This is a genomic window from Arthrobacter sp. PAMC25564, assembly GCF_004798705.1.
GTDB lineage: Bacteria > Actinomycetota > Actinomycetes > Actinomycetales > Micrococcaceae > Arthrobacter.
Genome location: NZ_CP039290.1, coordinates 2,510,431 through 2,530,400, shown reverse-complemented (window position 1 = coordinate 2,530,400; position 19,970 = coordinate 2,510,431). Strand labels below are relative to the sequence as shown.

Below are 19,970 nucleotides of genomic sequence, written 5' to 3'. Positions count from 1 at the left end.
TCCGGCACTTAGAACACTCGTCGAGGGGCCCCGACTGCGTCACACATCACATCTATGACTTCGGCCGGGACTGCGGGGCCCAGTCCGGTGAAGTGGCGGACCTGTTCCACCGCCTGGTAGATCAGCATCTCCAGGCCCGGGACGACTTTGCCGCCCGCGTCCTGCCAGACGGCGGCGATCCGGCTGGGCCACGGATCGTAGGCCACGTCCAGCAGCACGCCCGGTTTTTCGGGGGCGGGTGCGCTGCCGGAATCGCGGGCGGTCTCCCCCGAACGTCGCCGCAGCAGTTCCTGCTGCAATTCTGCGGCAAGCGGGTCCGCGGCACGGGGCGGCAGGGTGGAGATGACGACGTCGGCCGCGGCGATGGTGGCGGCCGCGCCGGCGATCGAAAGCACCTGGAGGGGAATTCCGAGGGCCGCCGCGGCGGCGCGCGCTTCGGCGGCGCGGCTGACATCGCGCACGAACAGGTCCACGGCCGGGGCGCCCAGGTCCTTCAGGGCAGCGATCGCGGCAGCTGCCGTCCCGCCGCCGCCCAGCACAACCGCGTTCGGCGCGGAGACGGCGCCGGCGTGCCGCAGGGCGTTGACGATGCCGGCGACGTCGGTGTTGTAACCGACGAGGCGGATCATGTCGCCGTTTCCTCCGGACGGGCCGGAGCCGGAAGCACCGGGTTCGAAAGCGACGGTGTTGACCACGCCGAGGACTCGTGCCACGCCGCAGATCTCGTCCAGCTCCGCCACCATGGCAGACTTCAGCGGCATGGTCACCGACAATCCACGCCAGCCCGCCCCGCCCCGCGCCTCGTCGCGGACCGTGGCCATGAAGTCCGGCAACTGTGCCTCGGTGACGTCAATGGCCGAGTAGGCAAGCTCCACGCCGAGGTAGGCGTACGCTGCCCGGTGGAGTGCCGGGGACTTCGAATGACTGATGGGGTGCCCAAGCACCGCCGCCCGCAGGGTCATACGCAACGGTTCGGGTTGGCGTCGCACCAGGCGTTGTACTTTGCCACGTTGACGTTGTGCTCCGCCAACGTCTTGGCAAACTTCGTTTCCTTGGTGTCGAGGTTGATGGTCACCCAGTACAGGTAGTCGTTGGCCTTGGGGTTGGCGGCGGCGTCGATGGCCGTCTTGCCGGGCGAGCCGATCGGCCCCGCCGGCAGGCCCGGATTGGCGTAGGTGTTGTACGGGTTGGACTTGTCGGCCTTCTGGACCTCGTCGATGTGGAAGCTCCTGATCCCGAGTCCATAGGTGACGGTGGCGTCGGACTGGATCAGCCCGTTGGTCTCGGTGTTGTTCGGCTTGAGCCGGTTGTAGATCGCCCCCGCCACGTCGCCGTATTCCGCCTGGCCGCCCTCGGCCTGGACGATGCTGGCGACGGTGACGACATCGTACTGCTTGGCCGGATCCGTGACGCCCTGTGCCTTGAGTTCGTCCAGCGTGGCCGTCACCAGCTTCTGCAGGATGTCCTTTGCGGTGGTGCCCAGCGGGAACCGGAATTCGCCCGGCGAGAGGAAGCCCTCGAGGTTCTTGGCCTTGGCCGGGACGCCGAACTGCGCCGGCGCATCGCTGAGGGCCTTCAGATCCGCCACGGGGATACCCGTTCCCTCGGAAATCGCCTGCAGGGACTCGCTGATCCGCTTCCCGGCACTAAGCGCGAAGTACATGACCTTGCTCTTGTCCTTGTTCAGCAGCACGGCCACGGCGTCGGAGTTCTTCATCTCCTGGCGCATGCTGAAGTCACCCGGGCTCAGCGCACCGCCGGAAGCGGCAAACTCCTTGAGGAAGGACTCGGCATTCGCGATGACTTTCTTGTCCTGGAGTTCTGTGGCGACCGACTTGGGGCCGGCGCCTTCCGGAACGGTGATCGTCACCTGGCCGGTGCCCGGACCGGGGTAGTCGGCGACGGTGTCGCCGCCGAGGAGCGGTTTGAGGAACTGCGCGCCGACGGCGATCGCGACCACGAATACCGTCAGCGACAGCACCAGGGCCAGGAAACGACGGCGGCGGCGGACCTTCTTGGACGGGCCCTTGGCGGTGCGGATACTCGCGGCTCCTGTCATCAGTTCGGGGCCGGACCCGTCGTACCCGGCCGGGTCTTCGTGATGCACGTCCCCGCCGTCGTAGAACTGGTGGGCCCCGTCCTCGGGATGGGCCGCGTAGCCTTCATGGTCGTCGGCTTCATGCTGGGCTTCGAAGCCGTGCTGCGGCGCGGGCATGTATGGCTCCCCTGCATGGAAAGCGACGCCGCCGGCGTACTCGTGCACCTGCTCTTCCGGCACGGGCTCTTCGTATAGGGGGTGGTCCGGCACCGGTTCGTCAGGCACCTGCGCTTCCGGCGCGGGCTCATCGTGGACGGGCTCTGCATGCACGGTCGGGGCTGGCACCGGCAACTCCGGGGCGTCCGCCGGCGGGAGCGGCGCGGGAGGCGCCGGCGCCTCCGGCCGGACGGCTTCCGGCGTTTCCGCCGGCCGGACGGCTTCCGGCGTTTCCGCGGGCCGGACCGCGGCTTCCGGCGTTTCCGCGGGCCGCGTATCCTCGCCGGTCTCGAAGGCCTGCGGCGGGATCAAATGAGTCTGGGTCGCCAGGAGCTTTTCCCGGGCCCGGATCTCCTTGCGCGTCAGCGGCCGGTCTGTGCCGCTGGAAGGAACACCTGAGGCGTCGTCACTGTTGACCGGGCTCACTGTAGCCTTCCATCTTCTGCTGATCGGGTGTTCGCTGCCGGGCTCTTTACCGCCGGACTGTTTAGTGCCGGGTCGGCGTCAACGCCGGCTCCGGTTGGCCCCGGCGCGGACTCCGCGTACACGCGGCTTCCGACCTCCGTTCCCCTGGCCTTTTGCATATCGATCGCATGCTGCAAGATCCCTGCGGCCGCAACCTGATCCACCACTTTACGGTGGTCCCGGCTGCTCATGCCAGCTTCGTGGAGGTTGCGGTGGGCCGTCACCGTACTCAGCCGCTCATCGACCAGGCGCACCGGCACCTCGGCCCCGGTGTCCCTTAGCGAACCGGCGAGTAACTTTGCGTAGTCTGTCGCCATCCTGGCCGAGGCATGCTCTTCACCCTTCATGGTCCGTGGCAGGCCCACGAAGATCTCCACCACGCCCAACTCCGCGGCAAGGGCCGCGAGGATAAGCACGTCGGTGTTCTTCTTCGCGTTCCGCGCCAGGGTCCGCAGCGGGGTCGCCAGGATGCCGTCGCGGTCGCAGACGGCCACGCCCACGCGGACGGTGCCGACGTCCACCCCGAGTTTCACGCCCTGGGGGTAGACGCCGGGCACAGCAGCTTCAGTCATGTACGGTCCCGTTATCGCCGGGTGATGGCATCCACGACGGCGGTGAGCGCCTCACCGACCCTGGCGGCGTCCGTGCCGCCGCCCTGCGCGACGTCGTCCTTGCCGCCGCCGCCGCCGCCGAGGACTCCGGCGGCGAGGCGCACGAGGGCGCCCGCCTTGACGCCGGCGGCCCGGGCGGCTTCGTTGGTGGCGATGAGGATCACCGGACAGTCGTTGCTGACACCGGCTACGGCGACGGCGGCCGGCCCGGAGCCGAGGCGGGTCCGGAGGTCCAGGGCGAGGCCGCGGAGGTCGTCCGCACCGCTGACCGCCCCGGCGTCATGCGCGATGACCTTGACCCCGGCGGCGTCCCTGGCGGTGCCGACGAGCTGCGCGGCAGCAGCCGTCAGCTGCTCCTTGCGCAGCCGCTCCAGTTCCTTCTCGGCAGTCTTGAGCTTGGCCAGGGTGGTCGCGATCCGCTCCGCGAGCAGGCCGGACGGAACCTTGAGCATTTCCGTCAGCTCGGTGACGAGGGCCCGCTCGGCGGCGAGGTGGCGGAAGGCATCCATACCCACGAAGGCCTCGACACGGCGGTTTCCTGAACCGACGGACTGGTCCCCGAGAAGGGACAGGCTGCCGATCAGCGAGGTGTTCTCGACGTGGGTTCCGCCGCAGAGCTCGCGGGACCAGGCGCCGTCGATCTCCACGACGCGGACCTCGTTACCGTAGTTCTCGCCGAAGAGCGCCATGGCGCCGAGGGCCTTGGCCTCGGCGAGGCCCATGACCCTGGTCTCCACCCGGTAGTTGTTGCGAATGGCGATGTTGGAGACTTCTTCGATCTCGGACCTCGTGGCGGCGCTGAGGCCTTCGCCCCAGGCAAAGTCGAAGCGGAGGTAGCCGGCCTTGTTGAAGGAGCCGCGCTGCAGCGCTTCCGGGCCGAGGATCTGATGCAGGGCCGCGTGCACGATGTGCGTACCGGTGTGGGCCTGTTCGGCGGCGTGCCGGCGTTCCCGGTCCACAGCGGCCTGAACGAGCGAATCGGCAGCGATTTCACCTTCGCGGACGATCGCCTTGTGCACGCTCAGGCCCTTGATGGGGCGCTGGACGTCAAGGACCTCGACGACGAAGCCGTCGCCGGTGATCAGCCCGGTGTCGGCCGCCTGGCCGCCGGCCTCGGCGTAGAACGGGGTCTCCGCCAGCACGAGTTCGATTTCCTCGCCGGTGGAGGCCTGGGCGACCTTCCGTCCGCCGGACAGGATGCCGCGGACCCTTGATTCCCCCGCGAGCTCGGTGTAGCCAGTGAAGACGGTCTCACCGGCGGAGAGCAGTTCCTGGAAGGCGCTGAGGTCGGCGTGGGCGCCCTTCTTGCCCTTCGCATCGGCCTGGGCACGGTGGCGCTGTTCGAGCATCAGCTTGCGGAACTCGGGCTCGTCGACCTTGAGCCCGGCCTCCTCCGCCATTTCCAGGGTGAGGTCGATCGGGAAGCCGTAGGTGTCGTGCAGCGCGAAGGCGTCCGCACCGGAGAGCGGCTTGCCGGCGGCTTTCGACTCCTTCACGGCGTCCTCGAGCCGGGCCGTGCCGGAGGCGATGGTGCGCAGGAAGGCCTTCTCTTCGGCGTACGCGATCCGGCTGATCCGGTCGAAGTCCGTCGCCACGATCGGGTAGACGCCCTTCATGGCGTCCCGGGAGGCCGGCAGAAGCTCAGGCAGGCAGGCCTTCTCGACGCCGAGCAGCCGCATGGACCGCACGGCGCGGCGGATCAGGCGGCGCAACACGTAGCCGCGGCCCTCGTTTGTGGGGGTCACGCCGTCGGCGATCAGCATGAGCGCGGAGCGGATGTGGTCGGCGACGACGCGCATCCGGACGTCGTCGGTGTGGTGCGGGTCTTCGGGCGTCTCGGCGGAGGTGTATTCACGGCCGGAGAGGGCGGCGGCCTTGTCGATCACGGGGCGGACCTGGTCCGTCTCGTACATGTTCTCGACGCCCTGCAGGATCATCGCAAGGCGCTCCATGCCGAGGCCGGTGTCGATGTTCTTCATCGGCAGTTCACCGGTGATGTCGAAGTCCACTTTTGAGCGGACGTTGTCGATCTGATACTGCATGAACACGAGGTTCCAGATTTCGACGTAGCGGGTCTCATCGGCGATGGGTCCGCCTTCGACGCCGTAGGCGGGTCCGCGGTCGTAGTAGATCTCCGAGCAGGGGCCGGCGGGGCCGGGCTGGCCGGTGGACCAGTAGTTGTCCGACTTTCCCATCCGCTGGATCCGCTCGGCCGGGACGCCGGTGTTCTTCAGCCACAGCTCCTTGGCCTCGTCATCCTCTTCGTAGACGGTGACCCAGAGGCGCTCGGGGGGCAGTCCGTAGCCGCCGTCGTCCACGCCCGTGGTGAGCAGTTCCCAGGCGAACTTGATTGCGTCTTCCTTGAAGTAGTCGCCGAAGGAGAAGTTGCCACACATCTGGAAAAAGGTGCCGTGACGGGCTGTCTTCCCGACTTCCTCGATGTCGCCGGTCCGGATGCACTTCTGCACGCTGGTGGCCCGCTTGAAGGGGGCCTCTTCGCGCGCGGTGAGGTACGGGATGAACGGGACCATGCCGGCCACCGTGAACAGCAGGGAAGGATCGCTGGAGACCAGGGAGGCGGAAGGAACCGCGGTGTGGCCCTTGCTGACAAAAAAGTCGATCCAGCGCTTGGTGATCTCCTGCGACTTCATGAGCTGATTACTTACCCTTCAATATTCACGGCGTATTTTGTCCACGCGCGTAGTCTGCGGAACAAGCTTGATTCCAGTTGTGGCTGCGGTCTGGCGGCCGTGCCGGCGGCCCCTTCCGGGGACCGCGCTTTCTAATTCTCCCCCGGCTAGCGCCGGACTGCATCCTGGCCGCCGATGGCCCCGTCCGCGGCACCGTCGATGCCGAGGGCGGAGCGGAGCTCGGTCTCCCGCTCGTGCATGCCCTCCCGGACCGCGTCCGCGAAGTCATACAGGCCGTCGGCCAGCCGTCCGACGGCCCGGTTCAGGCCTTCGGGGCCCAGGTTCGACTGTGCCTGGGTGATCTTGCGGAAGGCGATGACGCCGATGGCGACGCCGATTCCCATCCAGATGATTCTGTTCATGTCAGGTTCTCCAGCAGGGACTAGCGGCTGCGGCGGCCGGTGGCGGGCTTCTTGCGGGCGGTGAAGGCAGAACGCACGCCATAGCTGAAGGCGGCCACCTTGATCAGCGGGGACCCTACGGTGGCGGCCACGAGCGAGGACAGCGCCGAGATGTTGGCGGAGGCGTCCGAGACGTTGGAGGTGATCCCGTCGACCTTCTTCAGCTGCTGGTTGGTGGTGGAGACGGTCGCGGTGACTTCGTCCATGAGCGGAGTGGCGCCGTCGCTGATCGAGCGGATGGAGGTCCGCACTTCGTCAAAGACTCCCCCGAGCTTGAGGATCGGCACGGCGAGCAACAGGACCAGCAGTGCAAACACTCCGGCCGCGATCAGGCCGGCAATATCGCCACCAGACATAGACATTCATCTCCTTGTTGCGTCAAATTCCTGCGCGTTCCTCCGGCCGGCACGTTCCGCAGCCGGAGAACTCCCCCCAGTACCTTACATACAAAGAAGCCCGCGGCGCTTGCCACGGGCTTCTTTGGAGGTACTGCGTTCGATCCGGGAGGATCTAGCGTGCGTAGAATTCCACGACGAGCTGCTCTTCGCAGGTCACGGGGACCTCGGAGCGCTTCGGGCGGCGGACCAGGCGAGCCTGCAGAGCGTCAAGCTTGACGTCCAGGTACGCCGGAACCATCGGCAGGACGTCGCGGTGCGCGCCGGCTGCTGCAACCTGGAACGGGGGCATGACTTCGCTGCGGCTGTGGACGTGGACCAGCTGGCCCTCACCGACGCGGAAGGACGGGCGGTCAACGCGGATGCCGTCAACCAGGATGTGGCGGTGCACAACCAGCTGGCGGGCCTGGGCGATGGTGCGGGCGAAGCCGGCACGCAGCACGAGGGCGTCAAGACGCATTTCGAGCAGTTCGATCAGGTTTTCACCGGTCAGGCCCTTGGTGCGGCGCGCTTCTTCGAAGGCGCGGGTCATCTGGGCTTCGCGGATGCCGTACTGGGCGCGCAGACGCTGCTTTTCGCGCAGACGTACGGCGTAGTCGGAGTCCTGCTTCTTGCGGGCACGGCCATGCTCACCGGGGCCGTACGGGCGGCGCTCCATGTACTTGGCGGCCTTGGGGGTCAGAGCGATGCCGAGTGCACGCGAGAGGCGTGCTGTACGGCGAGCACGAGTGTTGTTAGCCACTTGTGTCCTTCCAATATCTGCGGTGTGTCAGTGTTACTGGCCTCCACGATGGAGAGCATCGGCCAACCGCTGCCTTTTGCTACTGGGCGCGGGGCAACCCAAACAAACCCGGTCAAACCAGGAATTTGGTGGAGTGTGCGTCCGCGCCTTGCCAGACAACGGACAAGCCTATCAGATTTTGGCGTGCACTCCGCGGCTGCTTCGCCGGCCGAACGATGCCGCGCCCAGGAATTCAACGGCCACAAACGGTTCCGGCCCCACCACCCATTCATCATGGCCGGGAGGAATCGCGTAGGTGTCATTGGCGTGGATCGTGGACCGCAGCCCGCCCGAGGATTCAACTTCCATCGAGCCGGAGACGCAGAATCCGAGATGGTGGTGCTGGCACAGCTCGGTCGACTCAAAGGCCTGGATGCACTCGGACCACCGCCAGCCCGGGCCAAGAATCAGCCGTGCCACAGAGTAGTCGTTCACGGTGACAAGATCGAATTCGGCCTTGTCCGGGCACCGTTTCCGGTCCGGGGCATCGAAGGACTTAACAGCCAAAGCTGTGACGTAATTTACAGACATCGGAGACCACCTGGGAACTGAGACGAGGGCGCTTGGCGTGGATCCAGGCTCATGGGGTGCCGGCCGCCGAGTTGAGGCCTGGGGTTACCAACAACCGGTAAAGTGCGCCGTTCTCCCCAGCAGCGCACGCAGGTTCAGCAGGTCAATGCTGAGATATTTCCACGTTAGACCACCCTGAGCAGTTGTCAACGGCGCACTGTCAACGGCAGCTTGTCACCGGCGCCGTCACCGGCCGGATGACACGGCGGCCCGTCACTTGCCCCGGATGATCTTCCGCAGGCGTTCCAGCCGGGTGGCGATGTCCCGCTCCGCACCGTTCGCGGTGGGTTCGTAGTAGTCGCGGCCCACCAGGTCATCCGGCGGATACTGTTGGGCGGCCACCGAGTGCGGCGCGTCGTGGGCGTATTTGTAGCCCTGGCCGTGGCCCAGCTGCTTGGAGCCTGGGTAGTGGGCGTCCCGCAGGTGGGCGGGGATGCCGTTTCCGAGTCCGGCCCGGACATCGGCGACCGCCTTGTTGATCCCCAGGTACGCCGCATTGGATTTGGGCGCGGTGGCGAGGTGCACCACGGCCTCGGCCAGCACGATCCGGCCTTCCGGCATGCCGATCAGCTGCACGGCCTGCGCCGCGGCAACAGCGGTCTGCAGCGCCGTCGGATCGGCCATGCCGATGTCCTCGGCAGCCGAGATGACAATGCGCCGGGCCACGAACCGCGGATCCTCCCCTGCCTCGAGCATCCGGGCGAGGTAGTGCAGGGCGGCGTCGACGTCGGAGCCGCGGATGGACTTGATGAAGGCGCTGGCGACGTCGTAGTGCTGGTCTCCCGCACGGTCGTAGCGGACGGCGGCGACGTCGAGCGCGCGTTCGGTGTGCCGCAGTCCGACGGTCACGGCATTGGCAGCGTCGGCGTCGTCCGCATCCCCGAACGCCACCCCGGCGGCGGCCTCCAGCGCGGTCAGCGCCCGGCGGGCGTCCCCGCCGGAGAGCCGGACGAGGTGGGCCATGGCCTCGGCGCTGAGGTCGACCTTGCCGTTCAGGCCCCGGACGTCCGTGACGGCCCGCAGCAGCAGTGACTCGATGTCCGCGTCGGTGAGCGGCTTGAGCGTCAGCAGCAGGGAGCGGGAGAGCAGCGGGGCGACGACGGAGAAAGAAGGGTTCTCGGTGGTCGCCGCGATGAGCACCACCCAGCGGTTCTCGACGCCGGGGAGCAGCGCGTCCTGCTGGGCCTTGTTGAAGCGGTGGATTTCGTCCAGGAAGAGCACCGTGGTGGTCTTGAACAGGTCCCGGGCAGTCAGGGCCTCCTCCATGACGCGCCGGACATCCTTGACGCCGGCGGTGATGGCGGAGAGCTCGACGAACTTCCGGCCGGGCCCCTTGGCGATCACGTGCGCCAGCGTGGTCTTACCGGTTCCGGGAGGTCCCCAGAGGATCAGCGAGCTCGGTCCCGCCGGGCCGGTCGCGTCCGTGCCAGCGGCCAGTTGCCGCAGCGGTGAGCCCGCTCCGAGCAGATGCTGCTGCCCGACCACGTCGTCGAGCGTCCGTGGCCGCATCCGGACCGCCAGCGGGCTGCGCGGCGAGGCGGGGCGCCCGGCGGAGCCCGCGGTGCCGTCGCCGTCGTCGTCTGTGTCTGTGTCGTCGGTGTCAGTCCCCGGGCCAAATAAATCATCCACCTAGATAGGCTACTTCCAGATGTCCGGTACGGATCACCGGCGCCCGCCCCAACATCCGGCAAACCCAGCTTTGGAGACACACACGATGGCAAGCACTGACTCCCGTCTGGCCTTCGTCCCCGGTCCACGGCTTTTGGGCTGGGTGGAACGGTTCGCCGCCAGCCATGGCGCGGTGGCGCAGGAGGAGCTCGACGCCGGACTGCAGCTGCGCGCCGCGGACGGCGCCGTCGCGCTGCTCCAGCCGCCGTGGAAGGTGGACGGCCGGCCGGGCCGTGGCGGCGACGCCGTCGCCCGGCTCGCCTCCCTCGCTTCGCAGCCGCGCTGCCTGGGAGCCGTGCTCATCCGCCGCGGCGGCTATTCCGTGGCCGTGGTCAACGGGGGTGCCGTGCTCGCGTCCAAGACCGGGACGCGCCACGTCCAGTCACGGACGGCTGCCGGCGGCTGGTCCCAGCAGCGCTTCGCCCGCCGTCGCGCCAACCAGGCCGATGCCCTCGTGGAGGCCGTCGCCGAGCATGCCGGCCGGATTTTCGCGGAGCACCGGATCGAGTATGTTGCTCCGGGCGGTGACAGGACCCTCTCCGAACTTGTGCTCGCGGAGCCGGTGCTGAAGCGGTACGCGGCGCTGGAGCGGCTGCCCTTCCTCGATGTGCCCGATCCGCGCGCCGCCGTCCTGAAGAAGGCCGCCGCGGACCTGTGTTCCGTGCGGATCCTGGTGACCGATCCGCCGGCGTAACAACCCGCGGCCGTCCCGTGGGCCCGGGCGGACACTAGATGGCGGTGTATCCGCCGTCGGCGTTGATAATGGATCCCGTCAGTGCGGTGGAGGCATCGCTGGCCAGGAACAGAACAACGTTCGCGATCTCCTCCCGTCGAAGCAGCCGTCCGATGGGTTGTCTGGAAAGCATCTCGGAGCGGGTCTCTTCCGGGAGTTGAGCCAGCAGCGGCGTGTCCACGTAGCCTGGTGACACAGCGTTGAAGCGGATCCCCTCCCGGGCATAGCTAAGCGCAGCAGAACGGGTGAAGTTGGCTACGGCGGCTTTCGCTGCAGAGTAGGCATTGCTGTTCGCCTGGCCCACGTGGGCCAGAATCGAGGCCATGTTGATCACCGAAGCGGTCCGAGGTTCTGCGGCCTCCCTGCGGAGCCCCAGGATCGTTGCAACGGCCCATTTGTTGCAGATGGCAACACCCGTGAGGTCGACGTCGATGACACGTTGCCAATTGGACATGTCGAGTTCGTGTAGCGGTGTTTTCACCTCGGGAATGCCGGCGTTGGCTACCAGGATGTCCAGGCCTCCAAATGCGCGCGCTGCCCCTTCCATCAGACCGCGCACCGAAGATTCATCGGTCACGTCCGTGCGAATGAATTGGGCCCTGCCCCCACGGGCTGTTATGTCATCGACAACCCGGGGGACGCTGCTCCCAATATCGCCGATGGTGACCGCAGAGCCTGCTTCCGCAAGTTTGCGGGATATGGCTTCCCCGATTCCCGAAGCCCCACCCGTCACGACAGCGGATTTTCCCTTCAGCATCAGACGCCGGCCACGCGCGTCACGCCGCGGTCGGCCGCGAGTTTGGCGATGTCGCGGCCTGCGCGGTAGCCGAACACGAGGGCCGGGCCGATGTGCGAGCCGTAGCCGGGGTAACCGCCGCCGAAGACGCTGACCGCCGCGGCGCCGACGGCTACCAGTCCGGGGATCGCGGTTCCCTCGCCCGTGACGACCTCGGAGCGCTCGTTGACGCCGATGCCGGCGAACGTGCCCAGGTCGCCCATCTGGATCCTGGCCGCGTAATAGGGCCCCTTGCCGACCGGGGCAAGGTTGGGGTTCGGCTTGTGCTCCATGTCGCCGCGGAAGTGGTTGTACAGGGTGGAGCCGCGGCCGAACTTCGGGTCCTCTCCACGCCCGGCAGCGGGGTTGAATTCGGCGACGGTGGCCTTGAGACCTGCGGCGTCGATGCCGAGCTTGCCGGCGAGTTCCTCGAGCGTGTCACCCTTGACCAGGTAGCCGGTCTTGTAGAAGTAGCCGCGCGGCATCGGCCAGGGCTTGGCGTAGCCGATGCCGTACTTGTGCATCGTCTTCGCGTCGCCGATCACGTAGCCGAACGTCTTGTCCTCGTCCTTGTTGTGTTCGATCATCGCACCGCCAAAGTCGTGGTAGCTCAGGGCTTCGTTGCCGAAGCGCTTGCCGTGGCGGTCGACGGCGATCAGGCCGGGCAGGCCGATGGCCCGCAGGTGCGGGAAGAGCCGCTGTTTGCCGTTGAGGTACTTGAAGACTGTCACCGGCGCCCAGGAACCGACGCTGGACACCGAGTCATCGATGTGGCCGCCGGCGCTGATCGCCAGGGTGGCCGCGTCGCCGTCGTGGCCCAGGGTCGGCGTGAAGTGGTCATCGCCGTTCGCGTCGTGCGGGAAGTACTGCTTCCGCAGTTCTTTGTTGCCGGAGAAGCCGCCGGCGGCGAGGATGACGCCCAGGCGTGCGGTCACGGTGCCCGCATGGTCTCCGCCCATCACCGCACCGGTGATGGTCCCGGCGTCGTCGCGGGTCAGTGAGAGCGCCGGGGAGGAATTCCACAGCCTGATGCCCAGGTCGTCGGCGCTCTTGACCATCAGGGTCATCAGGGCGTTGCCGTTGGAGCGAAGGACCGGGCGCCGGTATCGGGCCGCATCGAACCAGGTGCGCAGCAGTTTCCTGGCAACGTAGGCGAACGACTTGACCGACTGGTTCACGTGGAAGAACTCGTTGATGTCGGGGCCGACCTGCGGCATGTAGCCGAACACCGTGTAGGAACTCATGTAGGGCTGCATCAGGAGGCGCTTGTCCCCGAGCACTCGGGCGTCAACGTCCTGCGGCAGGATGGCCCGTCCGGAGAGCTTCGCCCCGGGCAGGTCCATCTGGTAATCCGGGGACTTCTCCGGGTAGGTGAACTTCACCTCGGTCTCGTTCTCGAAGAAGGCGATGGCTTCGGGCACCGTGTCCAGGAAGTCCCGGACCCCGGCCGCATTGAACGTCTCCGGCGCGAGGTTTTTCAGGTACGTTTCCGCGTCCTCGCGGGTATCGCCCTGCTCCACGCCTTGCCTGTTGCCCGGAAGCCAGGCCCAGCCTGCGGAAATCGCAGTCGTGCCGCCGAAGTACCGGTCCTTCTCGGCAACGATCACACTGAATCCCTGCGAAGCGGCCTTCAACGCTGCAGCCATCCCGGCCACACCGGAGCCGATGACAAGGACATCACAGACAGTCCCGCTCGTGGTCTCACTCATGGTTTCCTGCTCCGTTCAGTCGACAGTCCGCATCCTTGCGGCCGCCGTGGTGGAATACTAAACCCCCAGTAGACCCGGTGCCGGACCCGGCCGCGAGGAGGATTACCATTGAGCGGGAATCCTGAGGAGGTTCAATGGCTAACTCGGCATCGGGCGAGTCGATCATCGGTCGGTTCGTGAAGATCGTCAGCGCCTTTGACGACCGCCACCCTTCCATGAGCGTCGCCGAGCTGGGCCGCCGCAGCGGCCTCCCCGTGACGACCACCTACCGCCTGGTCCGTGACCTGTTGCTGGAACGCCTCCTGGAGCGCGATTCCAGCGGGGATGTGCACATCGGAACCCGGATGTGGGAACTGGTGTCCCGCAGTTCCAAGATGGTGGGCCTGCGGGAGGCTGCCTTGCCGTTTATGGAGGACGTCCAGGCGGTGGTGCAGCATTCCACCACCCTGGGCATCCTCGATTCGGACGAGGTCCTGTATATCGAACGCATCGGTTCCGACGCAAGCATCGTGGACATCACCAAGATCGCCGGCCGGCTGCCCCTGCACGCGACGTCGTCCGGGCTCCTGCTGCTGGCCCACTCCCCCGCCGCCTACCAGGAGACCTTCCTGGCCCGCCCGCTGGCCAAATACACGGCGACCACCCTGACAGACCCCGCCGAGCTGCGCCGCCACCTGGCCGAGATCCGGCAGCGGGGCTTCGCGGTCATGCCGGGGGTGATCGTGCCGGAATCCAGCGGCATCGCCGTCCCCGTCTTCGGCCCCGACAACACCGTCGTCGCAGCGCTCAGCGTCGTGGTGCCCCGGAACGAGGAGAACGTCCCTGCCCGGGTGCCGGTCCTCCTGGCCGCCGCGCGCGGCATTTCCCGGACCCTGGGCTGGCGGGGCGAGCTCAAGGGAGCCCTCCGCCAAAGCCACTGAACGCTGGATTTCCGTTCATCGGCAATCATGTGGCCCGGGTCACAGGCGTGCTGTCACTCTGGTTGGAGACGCAGCAAGCAGGCTGCAGGCATTCGCTACAACCCGCCGCAAGGACGCGGCAGGAGGAGCAGACCATGAGCCACACCATCCACCGGGCCGATGCAGCACCGGAAGCCCGGAAGACCCCGGGGAAGGCCGCCCTGGCGTCATTCCTGGGCAGCACCCTGGAGTACTACGACTTCTTCATCTACGGAACTGCGGCGGCGCTCGTTTTCCCGCACCTGTTCTTCCCGTCCGCCGATCCTGCCATCGGGCTGATCGGTGCCTTTGCGACCTTTGGCGTCGCCTACGTTGCACGGCCGGTCGGCGGACTGGTCATGGGCCACTTCGGCGACAAACTGGGCCGGAAGAAGATCCTGCTGCTCACGCTGGGCATCATGGGCCTCTCCTCCCTCGGCATCGGTTTCCTGCCCGGCTACGAGCAGGTCGGCGTCTGGGCACCGATCCTGCTGGTGGCCGGGCGCCTGGCCCAGGGCTTCTCCGCCGGGGCCGAATCGGCCGGGGCGTCCACCCTGACCCTGGAGCATTCCCCGGAAGGCAAGCGCGGTTTCTTCACGAGCTTCGTGATGACCGGGTATGCCTCCGGGATGGTCCTGGCCACGCTGGTCTTCATCCCGGTCACGGCGCTTCCCGCGGAGGCCATGATGAGCTGGGGCTGGCGCATCCCGTTCTGGCTCTCGATCGTGGTCCTGGCCATCGCCTACTGGGTCCGGACGCACCTGGACGAAACACCGGTCTTCGACGAAGCACAGGAGCACCAGGAAGTCAGCCGGATGCCGCTCAAAGAGGTCCTGAAGTTCCAGGCCCCGGACGTGCTGCGGGTCGTGGGAATGTCCATCATGTCCGTGATGCAGACCATCTTCACCGTCTTCGGCCTGGCGTATGCCACCTCCACCGCGGGCTTTGACCGGGCTTCCATCCTGACCGTCAACGCGGTCGCGATCGGCCTGTCCATGTTTGCCATGCCGCTGGCCGCGAAGCTTTCGGACCGGATCGGCAGGCGCCCCCTGCTCCTGACGGCCGCAATCGGCTGCTCCGTCACGATCTTCCTGTACTTCCTGGCCCTGTCCTCGGGCAGCATCCTGTTGGTCTTCCTCGCGGCGTTCCTGAACATGACCGTGCTGTACTCCGGCTTCAACGGCATCTGGCCCTCGTTCTTCGCCGAGCAGTTCGCCGCGCCGGTGCGCTACACCGGCATGGCCATGGGCAACCAGCTGGGGCTCGTCCTGGCCGGCTTCGCGCCGATGATCGCGGGCCTGTTGCTGGCACCCGGTGCCACCGGCTGGGTTCCTGTGGCGGTCTTCGCAACGGTCTGCATGCTGATCGCAGCAGTATCGGTGTTCTTCTCCCGGGAGACGGCCAGGACACCGATCCACGAGCTGGGCGCGCCCTACCTGGCAGGCAACGCCCGGCGCCGCGAACTGCTCGAAGAGCAAAAACAAGAGCTGAACCAGACGCACCAGCTCGCCGCCCAGGTCCCGTAGCACCCCGGACGGACTGCTTGACGGCGCTTGCCGCCCGACCCGTCCGGGTCCGGCAGGCGCCTTCACCAAAACCAGAGGCCCCCCGGTTTCCCGGGGGGCCTCTGGCATCCGGCCGTGAGTGCTACTCGGCCTTTTTGGTGTCTTCTGCCTTCGAGGCCTCCGCCTTCTTGGCTTCCGGCTTGAAATCGACGCCGGCTTCCTTGCGCTGCTGCGCCGTGATCGGCGCGGGAGCCTGGGTCAGCGGGTCATAGCCGTTGCCCGTCTTCGGGAAGGCGATGACATCGCGGATGGACTCAACACCGGCCAGCAGGGCGACCACACGGTCCCAGCCGAAGGCGATGCCGCCGTGCGGAGGCGCACCGAACTTGAAGCCCTCGAGGAGGAAGCCGAACTTGGTCTGGGCGTCTTCCTTGTCCAGGCCCATGAGCTCGAAGACCCGTTCCTGGACATCACTCTGGTGGATACGGATGGAGCCGCCGCCGATTTCGTTGCCGTTGCAGACGATGTCGTAGGCGTAGGACAGCGCCGATTCGGGGTTCTTGTCGAAGCTGTCCAGGAATTCGGGCTTGGGCGAGGTGAAGGCGTGGTGCACGGCGGTCCACTGGCCGGCACCGACGGCGACGTCGCCGGAAGCGACGGCTGCGGCGGCCGGTTCGAACATGGGGGCGTCGACGACCCACACGAACGCCCAGTCGGTGGGGTTGATGAGGCCGGTGCGGTGGCCGATCTCGACCCGGGCGGCACCCAGCAGGGCCCGCGACGGGGACTTCTCGCCGGCAGCGAAGAAGATGCAGTCGCCCGGCTTGGCGCCGACGGCGTCAGCCAGTCCGGCACGCTCGGTGTCGGTGAGGTTCTTGGCCACGGGTCCGGCCAGTTCGCCGTCTTCCTTGTACAGGACGTAGGCCAGGCCCTTGGCGCCGCGCTGCTTGGCCCATTCCTGCCAGGCGTCGAGGGCGCGGCGTGCCTGGGAGGCACCGCCGGGCATCACGACGGCGCCCACGTAGGGCGCCTTGAAGACACCGAAGTTGGTGTCCTTGAAGAATTCGGTGAGTTCGGTGAGCTCCAGTCCGAAGCGCAGGTCCGGCTTGTCCGAACCATACCGGGCCATCGCGTCGTGGTACGTGATGCGCTGGATCGGCGTCGGGATCTCGACGTCGATCAGCTTCCACAGTGCCTTGACGATGCTTTCGCCGAGGCGGATGATGTCGTCCTGCTCCACGAAGCTGGCTTCGATGTCGAGCTGGGTGAACTCCGGCTGGCGGTCCGCGCGGAAGTCCTCGTCGCGGTAGCAGCGGGCGATCTGGTAGTACTTCTCGAAGCCGCCGACCTGCAGGAGCTGCTTGAACAGCTGCGGGGACTGCGGCAGCGCGTACCACGAGCCCGGCGCGAGGCGTGCGGGGACCACGAAGTCACGGGCGCCTTCCGGCGTCGAACGAGTCAGCGTGGGGGTTTCGATCTCGACGAAACCGTCCTCGTGCAGCAGTTCGCGGGCCACGCGGTTGGCCTCGGAGCGCAGCCGCAGGTTGCGGGCCGGGCCGGGGCGGCGCAGGTCCAGGTAGCGGTGCTTGAGGCGGGCTTCCTCGCCGACCTCAACGTGCTCGTCGATCTGGAACGGCAGCGGGTCCGAGGTGTTGAGGATCGTGACCTTCTCGGCCATGACCTCGATCTCGCCGGTGGCCAGCGCCGGGTTCTCATTGCCCTCGGGGCGCCGGGAGACGGTGCCCACGATCTGCAGCACGTACTCGTTGCGCAGGCCGTGGAAGACTTCTTCTTCACGGACGACGACCTGGGCGATGCCCGAAGCGTCGCGCAGGTCAACGAATGCGACACCACCGTGGTCACGACGCCGGCCGACCCAGCCGGCGAGGGTTACGGTTTGTCCAATGTGCTCGGAGCGAAGAGATCCGAGGTCATGTGTGCGCAGCACAGCATTCCTTTCAGGTGGCGTTCAAAAGGATCGCTACGGAAACGATCCCGTTCGAGTTTACCCGGTGGCGGCTGCCCTGCCGCCAAGGAGGGAAGCGTTCCGGCAACCGGCGCGGAGTCCCTTTCGGCCAGCCGTGCCTGGTCCGGGCCGCTCAGCCGGCCTCCACAGGCGTTGCAGGCATTTTTCCCCATTCGGCCCAGGAGCCGTCGTAGACCCGGACGTGTCCGCGCCCCATCAGGTAGCTGAGCGCGAACCAGGCCGTGCACGCGCGGGCACCGACAGTGCAGTAGGTGATGACTTCGCCGGCTGAGTCCTTAACCGGGGCGAACAGCCGACGCACTTCCTCGGCGCTCCGGAAAGCCCCGTCAGGGGTGAGCAGCCCATCGACCGCAAGGTGCATGGCTGAGGGGATGTGTCCGGCGCGGCCTTCGGGCTCGGCAAGGCCTGATGGCCAGAACCGCTCGCCCCGGAATTCAGCGTCGGTCCGGACATCCATGAGGATCACCGCCGGCAGCCCGACCGCGTCCTGCACCGCCTGTTGCCCGGCGCGGATTCGCCCGTCCTGGTCAGGCAACAGATAGTCGGTCACGGCAGGCACAGGCGCCTGCACGGTCCATGGCCGGCCATCCTGCTCCCAGGAGGTCCTCGAGGTGTCCAGGATCCGGAGCCTGGAATGACCATAGAGCTTCATCAGCCAGAACCCCATCGCCGGTGCATAGCCGTAGAAGACCACCGTGGAGTCGGGCGCAATCCCGGACGTCCGCACCAGATCCTGCACGGCTGCCTTGTCCACGAGCCTGTAGTTCGAATCCTTCAGGTCCCCGTAGATGTTCCACAGGACGGCCCCGCCAATATGTCCGGTGTTGTAGGCGGTGCTGCTCACATCGACTTCGACAACACGAAGCGTGGGATCGTGAAGGTGGTCTTGCAGCCATTGCGGACCAACAAGAACTTCATCGCTGGCATATTTCCCGTCCTGCATCGCCTGACCTCCTGGAGGGGTTTTCAAGCCTCGGTAAGGAAAACTTTACGCCGCGGCCAGTGGGATGCCCACAGGATCGCACCGGAAAGCCCCGGCGCGATGCCGGCCCCTAGGCCTTGAGGACCCGGACGTGCAGGTCTTCCTCCGACGGGGTCCAGCTGGCCGGGTCGGCGTCCGTCTGCTCGCCCGAACGGATGTCCTTGACCTGGTGTTTGCCGTCGTCGTCCGTGAACCACACAAACGGGATGCCACGGCGGTCCGCGAACTTGATCTGCTTGCCGAACTTCTCCGCCTTGGCCGCAACCTCGGTGGCAATGCCCCGGCTGCGCAGTTGCGTGGCGACATCCTGCGCGGCGCCCCAGCTGTCGTCGTTGTTGAGCGCCACCAGCACGGCGGTCGGAACCGACCGTGTTGCCTTGGCGAGGTCGTGGCTGAGGATCCGGGTGACCAGGCGGGTCACGCCGATCGAGAGTCCGACGCCGGGGAACTTGCGGTTGCCCTTGCTGGCCAGCGCGTCGTAACGTCCGCCGGAGCAGATCGAGCCGAGCTGTTCGTGGCCCACCAGGACGGTCTCCACCACGGTGCCGGTGTAGTAGTCCAGGCCGCGGGCGATGCTCAGGTCCGCGACGACCTTGCCGGGCGCGCGCTGGACCGCTGCCGCGATGACCTGCTCCAGTTCGTTGAGGCCCTCTTCGAGCAGTTCGTTCGTGACACCCAGGGCGCGGACCTGTTCCACGAAGGAGGTGTCTGCGGTGCGGATGCCGGCCAGTTTCAGCGCCGCCTGCGCCTGCTCCTCGGTGGCGCCGAGTTCGGACCGGAGCAGTCCGGCGACCTTCTCCGGGCCGATCTTCTCGAGCTTGTCGATGCTTCGCAGCACCCCGGCGGTGTCGGTGAGTCCGATGCCGGTGTAGAAGCCCTCGGCGAGCTTGCGGTTGTTGATCCGGAGCAGGAAGTCAGGGATCGGCAGGGCGTTCAGGGTTTCGGCGATCACCAGCGCAATTTCGACGTCGTAGCGGAACGGCAGTTCGCCGTCGCCGACGACGTCGATGTCCGCCTGGGTGAATTCACGCGCCCGGCCTTCCTGCGGACGTTCACCGCGCCAGACCTTCTGGATCTGGTAGCGGCGGAACGGGAAGGCGAGGTAGCCCGCGTTCTCCACCACGTAGCGGGCGAACGGCACGGTGAGGTCGAAGTGCAGGGCCAGGGCGTGCGCGTCGCTTTTGCCCTTGGCTTCATCTCCCTCGTCGTCCTGGAGCCGGCTCAGGCCGTAGACCTCTTTGTCGATTTCGCCCTTGCGCAGCAGCTGTCCCACCGTTTCCACGGCCCGGGTTTCGATCGAGGAGAAGCCGTGGAGTTCAAAGATCCGCCGGATCGTGTCCAGCACATGCAGCTCCACCAGCCGTTCCTCGGGAAGCCACTCGGGGAATCCGGACAGGGAGGCTGTGCGTGCCATGGTGGATTTTCTCCTAAGGTAACAAACCGGCGGTATCGACGCCCGACGGCGCTGTGCGCCGCATTCTGTCCGAAACGGGGAACAGAGGGGCG

General features: G+C 66.9%; 17 protein-coding genes. 3 read left to right on the top strand and 14 right to left on the bottom strand.

Annotation, left to right across the window (positions count from 1 at the left end; all coding sequences use genetic code 11):
- Positions 1-8: 8 nt before the first annotated feature.
- The 9 genes from E5206_RS11830 to E5206_RS11790 form a co-directional block, all read right to left on the bottom strand.
- On the bottom strand, positions 9-962 hold the full coding sequence (locus tag E5206_RS11830; protein WP_136322646.1) for a shikimate dehydrogenase: 954 nt from the start codon (positions 960-962) through the stop codon (positions 9-11).
- A complete protein-coding gene (mltG, locus tag E5206_RS11825) occupies positions 959-2,680 on the bottom strand; it encodes an endolytic transglycosylase MltG (protein ID WP_136322645.1) in 1,722 nt (573 codons plus the stop codon). Before mltG ends, E5206_RS11830 begins: the two co-directional genes overlap by 4 nt.
- Positions 2,677-3,291 carry a Holliday junction resolvase RuvX gene (ruvX, locus tag E5206_RS11820; RefSeq protein ID WP_136322644.1) on the bottom strand — a complete coding sequence of 205 codons (615 nt, stop codon included), beginning with the start codon at positions 3,289-3,291 and terminating at the stop codon, positions 2,677-2,679. The genes mltG and ruvX overlap by 4 nt, the downstream gene beginning before the upstream one ends.
- Before the next feature lie 11 nt (positions 3,292-3,302).
- Positions 3,303-5,981 (bottom strand): alanine--tRNA ligase, encoded by a 2,679-nt coding sequence (gene alaS, locus E5206_RS11815; RefSeq protein ID WP_136322643.1) that lies wholly within the window; start codon positions 5,979-5,981, stop codon positions 3,303-3,305.
- Between the two features lie 146 nt (positions 5,982-6,127).
- The gene (locus E5206_RS11810) at positions 6,128-6,382 is read right to left on the bottom strand and encodes a DUF6167 family protein (protein WP_240689675.1); all 255 of its coding nucleotides are present in this window, start codon (positions 6,380-6,382) and stop codon (positions 6,128-6,130) included.
- 20 nt (positions 6,383-6,402) lie between these two features.
- A complete protein-coding gene (locus E5206_RS11805) occupies positions 6,403-6,777 on the bottom strand; it encodes a DUF948 domain-containing protein (RefSeq protein ID WP_136324106.1) in 375 nt (124 codons plus the stop codon).
- A 154-nt stretch (positions 6,778-6,931) separates the two neighbouring features.
- A complete protein-coding gene (rpsD, locus tag E5206_RS11800; RefSeq protein ID WP_136322642.1) occupies positions 6,932-7,558 on the bottom strand; it encodes a 30S ribosomal protein S4 in 627 nt (208 codons plus the stop codon).
- A gap of 171 nt (positions 7,559-7,729) precedes the next feature.
- Positions 7,730-8,128, bottom strand: a complete 399-nt coding sequence (locus tag E5206_RS11795) for a cupin domain-containing protein (protein ID WP_136322641.1) — start codon at positions 8,126-8,128, stop codon at positions 7,730-7,732.
- A 252-nt stretch (positions 8,129-8,380) separates the two neighbouring features.
- Positions 8,381-9,796, bottom strand: coding sequence for a replication-associated recombination protein A (locus E5206_RS11790; RefSeq protein ID WP_136322640.1), 1,416 nt, complete (start codon positions 9,794-9,796; stop codon positions 8,381-8,383).
- A gap of 85 nt (positions 9,797-9,881) precedes the next feature.
- Between E5206_RS11790 and E5206_RS11785 the strand changes: the two genes are divergently transcribed.
- The gene (locus E5206_RS11785; RefSeq protein ID WP_136322639.1) at positions 9,882-10,529 is read left to right on the top strand and encodes an acVLRF1 family peptidyl-tRNA hydrolase; all 648 of its coding nucleotides are present in this window, start codon (positions 9,882-9,884) and stop codon (positions 10,527-10,529) included.
- A 34-nt stretch (positions 10,530-10,563) separates the two neighbouring features.
- Here E5206_RS11785 and E5206_RS11780 read toward each other — a convergent pair whose 3' ends face one another.
- Together E5206_RS11780 and E5206_RS11775 are read right to left on the bottom strand one after the other, a co-directional pair.
- The gene (locus E5206_RS11780) at positions 10,564-11,325 is read right to left on the bottom strand and encodes an SDR family oxidoreductase (protein WP_136322638.1); all 762 of its coding nucleotides are present in this window, start codon (positions 11,323-11,325) and stop codon (positions 10,564-10,566) included.
- On the bottom strand, positions 11,325-13,052 hold the full coding sequence (locus tag E5206_RS11775) for an FAD-dependent oxidoreductase (RefSeq protein ID WP_136322637.1): 1,728 nt from the start codon (positions 13,050-13,052) through the stop codon (positions 11,325-11,327). Before E5206_RS11775 ends, E5206_RS11780 begins: the two co-directional genes overlap by 1 nt.
- Before the next feature lie 134 nt (positions 13,053-13,186).
- Here E5206_RS11775 and E5206_RS11770 point away from each other — a divergent pair, with 134 nt between their 5' ends.
- A complete protein-coding gene (locus E5206_RS11770) occupies positions 13,187-13,972 on the top strand; it encodes an IclR family transcriptional regulator (protein ID WP_136322636.1) in 786 nt (261 codons plus the stop codon).
- A gap of 134 nt (positions 13,973-14,106) precedes the next feature.
- Positions 14,107-15,516 (top strand): MFS transporter, encoded by a 1,410-nt coding sequence (locus E5206_RS11765; RefSeq protein ID WP_136322635.1) that lies wholly within the window; start codon positions 14,107-14,109, stop codon positions 15,514-15,516.
- Between the two features lie 121 nt (positions 15,517-15,637).
- Here E5206_RS11765 and aspS read toward each other — a convergent pair whose 3' ends face one another.
- The 3 genes from aspS to hisS all read right to left on the bottom strand — a co-directional run bounded on the left by aspS (position 15,638) and on the right by hisS (position 19,878).
- Positions 15,638-17,443 (bottom strand): aspartate--tRNA ligase, encoded by a 1,806-nt coding sequence (gene aspS, locus E5206_RS11760; RefSeq protein ID WP_136322634.1) that lies wholly within the window; start codon positions 17,441-17,443, stop codon positions 15,638-15,640.
- A gap of 151 nt (positions 17,444-17,594) precedes the next feature.
- Positions 17,595-18,425 (bottom strand): sulfurtransferase, encoded by an 831-nt coding sequence (locus tag E5206_RS11755; RefSeq protein ID WP_136322633.1) that lies wholly within the window; start codon positions 18,423-18,425, stop codon positions 17,595-17,597.
- A 109-nt stretch (positions 18,426-18,534) separates the two neighbouring features.
- Positions 18,535-19,878: a histidine--tRNA ligase gene (hisS, locus tag E5206_RS11750; protein WP_136322632.1), complete on the bottom strand. Its 1,344-nt coding sequence runs from the start codon at positions 19,876-19,878 to the stop codon at positions 18,535-18,537.
- Positions 19,879-19,970: the final 92 nt, after the last annotated feature.